Below are 4077 nucleotides of genomic sequence, written 5' to 3' on the forward strand. Positions count from 1 at the left end.
GTTTCCTTCCATCACATTTAGAACAGCTTCTAAACGTTCATCTAGGGTATGCTTCGTTATTCTTTTAGACATCAAAAAAACTCCCTTTATAGTGTCAGAGAATTTTTATTATTTCTCTGTCTACTATAAAGGGAGCATATCAGTTTATGCTGTCTTTTGATCTTTTTTTATTTATTTCAAAAATCATACTTTAGACTGATTTTTGCTTTCAAGTAATGCTATTATCAGATATATTCGCTATACTATAATTACTATAGAATAGCTAGGAGCATGTAAAATGAATCGTCCAATATTTAAGATAATCATGGGTTTGCTTGGGATTTGGTTACTTTATGATCTTGTAACAGATCCGCTGATTCTCATTTTATTAATAGGGAGCATCCTATTAATGTTTTTTTCTGATAGAATTTTTAAATCTCATGAGAAGCAAGGTAATCTTTTTTGGCTGGGGCTTATATTATTCTTCCTTTCTATTCTGTTTACTAGCGCAGCATGGGTCATTTTGATTGTCTTATTGATTTTCAAAGTCGGAGAAGATCACCGAATGTTTAAGACTGTCAAAGATCCTCTTACAAAAAAGCAGACTAAATGGCGAGAAAAGGAATATGTAGCTGTACAGTTTAAAGAACACGAAGAAGAAACTGTGCAAATGTCTAGAAAAAAATGGTTTGGTGATGATTCGATTGGCTATGATATTTATGAATGGGATGATATAAACTTTACTAAAATAATTGGCGATACAGTTATTGACCTAGGTAATACCATTCTACCTAAACAGGAAAATATCGTCTTGATAAGAAAAGGGATCGGTGAAACTAAGATACTTATTCCTGACGAAGTTGGAGTTTCATTAGATATATCATTATTGCTTGGTAAAGTCAAAGTGGCTCATGATGAACTGGACTTGAAAAATGAAACACTAAAATGGCAATCTCCTTCTTATCATTTGAGTTCAAGAAAAATCAAAGTCGTGCTGAACGTATTAGTAGGCGAAGTAGAGGTGGTATTTTTATGAGAAAAAATGCCACTGAATTTTCTAAATATTTTTTCTTATTTTTCTTATTGATCTTTGTATTTACTTTATTCATCTGCTTTACCTTTACAGATGAAAATTGGTTTTATATGATTTTTGAGTATAGATTCTCGGGATTTCCACTAATTTTTTACTTAATTTTCTTTTCTGTTTTTTTAACAATTATTATGCTGACATATATGAAATCATTTGAAAGAAAGAAATTGAAAAAAGTAGAAGAAGGTCTTAAAATGATGTCAAAAGGACATTATTCTGCTTCTATATTTTTAGATATGTACTCATTAGATACCCCATTACAAGTGAATAAAGAAATAGACCGCCAATTCATAAATCTTCACGAGAAGTTAATGCGTATGGCAGAGGAAGCAATCAGCGCTAGTCAACGTTCTACTCAGATGAGTAATGAAACAAAAATTGAAATTCTTGAGCAGGAACGACATAGAATTGCTAGAGAGTTACATGACTCTGTAAGTCAGCAGTTATTTGCAGCCTCTATGATGCTGAGTGCCGTTAATCAGCAATCTGATCAATTGGATGAAAAGTTTAAAACACAGTTGGATTTAATTGAAAAAATCATTAATGATTCACAAACGGAAATGCGGGCACTTCTTCTGCACTTAAGACCTGTCAAATTGGACGGTAAAACATTAAAGCAAGGAATTGAACAATTATTAAAAGAACTTTGTACAAAAATCAGTACGGACATTCGTTTTGAAATTGAAAACGTTAGTTTACCCGATGGAATAGAAGATCATTTGTTTAGAATCGTTCAGGAATTACTTTCCAATGTGTTGAGACATGCAAAAGCAGAAGAACTGGAAGTATATCTTAAAAAAGTTCATGAAACAGTTCAACTCAGAATGATAGATGATGGTGTAGGTTTTGATATGAATTCTAAAAAATCTGGAAGCTATGGTCTTGAAAATATACGTGAAAGAATCAATGGAATTGGCGGGAATGTAAAAATTATCTCGTTTCCCAATAAAGGTACGAGTATTGAAATTAGCATACCAATTATAGCAGGAGGAAAAAAATGATTCGACTATTGCTAGTAGATGATCATCAAATGGTTCGATTAGGATTATCTTCTTATTTTTCTATACAAGAAGATATTACTGTCATTGGAGAAGCAGAAGATGGTCAGCAAGGATTTGAAATTGCACTAAAAGAAAAACCGGATATTATATTAATGGATCTGGTGATGGAAGTAATGGATGGTATTGAGTCAACCCAAAAAATTTTAAAAGAATGGCCAGAAGCAAAAATTATCATTTTAACTAGTTTTATCGATGATGAAAAAGTCTTCCCGGCTATGGAAGCAGGAGCTTCAGGATACCTTTTAAAAACATCTTCAGCGGGCGAAATTGCTGAAGCCATTCGTTCTACATATAATGGAGATCCATACTTTGAAACTGAAGTTACAGAAAAAATTTTGGATCGGGAAACTACGAAACAAAAAGTTGTTTTGCATGATGACTTAACTAATCGAGAAAAAGAAGTATTACAATTGATTTCACAAGGGTATTCCAATCAGGAAATTGCTGATTCACTTTTTATCACTTTAAAAACAGTAAAAACTCACGTATCTAATATTTTATCTAAACTACAAGTAGAAGATCGAACACAAGCGGCTATTTACGCATTTAGACATGATTTAGTAGAGTGAAAAAATAAATATTACCAGATTAATAATGAAAAAGAGATAGAAGAAGAGGTTATGCCTGATCACAAAGAAGGCTTTTTATTAAGATAAGTACAACACATTCTGAAGCAATAAGAGAATGTATAGAAAAAAATCAGTAATAATGATATTTTAGAATTAGACGAGAAAGAAACAGTAAAACTTCCAGCAGAGGATAATCAACATTTTAAAAAGATCTGAAAATAAAAGGATACAAAAAGAATTTAAAATTCATTCGATTCTATCATTCATTCTAAATTTTTTCACATAAAGAAAACCTCATCCTCTAGTTTTCAGCACTTATAGCTTCAAGATGATACCCTAAAACTTGTACCTTTTCTTCTGGGTACGAGTTTTTAAATTAAAAAAACTTGCCTCAAGTAAATAACATATACCTATCAACTTTTTAATTACAAAAGTTTTCCTAGTTAATACATAAAAGAATGGTGTTACTTTATAAGGAAAGTTTCTATTAAATATAAAATGGGAATCTTTATGTTGTTCAGCCACTTAAAATCCTGTTAGAAATATTACATGATAAGAGAGAAGATGAATTAATGGTTGATTAGTTAGAGTAGAGAGTTCTACTTTTTTAATAAACGCTAAAGTTCATAATTCAGGTGAGTAAACGATTAAAAATGAAATGAAAGGCCTTTTAGATAATCATTCAAATATAACGTCAAGAAATTCACTCTGTTGGAACTAAACACTGGTAAGAAAATGAAATATCACTAAATTTAACATTGGATCCAAAGCAAGACAAGAAAAGTATATCCCGATAATTGGCGGTAATTGAAAGATATTCTTATGATCCTTATGGAAAAGTAAGTAATACATCAGATACCATTAGTACCGGATTCCTTTTTAATGCTAAAGATGGAGTAATGACGGATGATACAGGTCTATACTATATGCGCTCTAGATATTATTCACCTAATCTTATGCGATTTATAAATGCGGATGTATTCGTAGGAGATATACGACATAGTCCAACTTTAAACAGGTATGCTTATGCTAATGCAAATCCTACTATGTACGTTGATCCAGATGGAGAATACGTTACAGTACTTGCTGGAGGAGCAATTGGTGGATTGATAGGCGGCAGTGCAAATCTAATTGATCAAGTAATGACTGATGGATGGGATAATGTCAGCTGGGGAGAAGTTGCTGTTAATACAGCGACTGGAGCAGCTTCAGGAGCAATTGCTGGTACTGGAATAGGATTAGTAGGGGCTATCTCAGCAAACAGTGCATTGAATATGGCGAATTATACTGGTACACAATATTTCAATAATGAATCTGTTGAATGGGACGAGCTAGTATTTAATGGATTTTCAGGTGCATTTGGTGGATTGATAGGCGG

At 32.2% G+C, this 4077-nt stretch carries 4 protein-coding genes; all 4 read left to right on the forward strand.

Annotated features, from left to right (window positions below; genetic code table 11):
• The first annotated feature begins 277 nt into the window (after window positions 1-277).
• Window positions 278-1015 (forward strand): cell wall-active antibiotics response protein LiaF, encoded by a 738-nt coding sequence (gene liaF, locus BM212_RS07670; RefSeq protein ID WP_072694596.1) that lies wholly within the window; start codon window positions 278-280, stop codon window positions 1013-1015.
• Between the two features lie 248 nt (window positions 1016-1263).
• The gene (locus BM212_RS07675; RefSeq protein ID WP_245750952.1) at window positions 1264-2070 is read left to right on the forward strand and encodes a sensor histidine kinase; all 807 of its coding nucleotides are present in this window, start codon (window positions 1264-1266) and stop codon (window positions 2068-2070) included.
• The gene (locus BM212_RS07680; protein ID WP_072694598.1) at window positions 2067-2699 is read left to right on the forward strand and encodes a response regulator transcription factor; all 633 of its coding nucleotides are present in this window, start codon (window positions 2067-2069) and stop codon (window positions 2697-2699) included. Before BM212_RS07675 ends, BM212_RS07680 begins: the two co-directional genes overlap by 4 nt.
• A gap of 797 nt (window positions 2700-3496) precedes the next feature.
• The coding region (locus tag BM212_RS07685; protein ID WP_143744925.1) for an RHS repeat-associated core domain-containing protein at window positions 3497-4077 on the forward strand (581 nt) is incomplete at its 3' end.

The organism is Marinilactibacillus piezotolerans, assembly GCF_900114235.1.
Taxonomy (GTDB): Bacteria; Bacillota; Bacilli; order Lactobacillales; family Carnobacteriaceae_A; genus Marinilactibacillus; species Marinilactibacillus piezotolerans.

What these genes read in the sequence shown, in the direction of transcription:
- liaF (WP_072694596.1), top strand. Translation starts at nt 278, where the DNA reads ATGAATCGTCCAATATTTAAGATAATCATGGGTTTGCTTGGGATTTGG.
- BM212_RS07675 (WP_245750952.1), top strand. Translation starts at nt 1,264, where the DNA reads ATGATGTCAAAAGGACATTATTCTGCTTCTATATTTTTAGATATGTAC.
- BM212_RS07680 (WP_072694598.1), top strand. Translation starts at nt 2,067, where the DNA reads ATGATTCGACTATTGCTAGTAGATGATCATCAAATGGTTCGATTAGGA.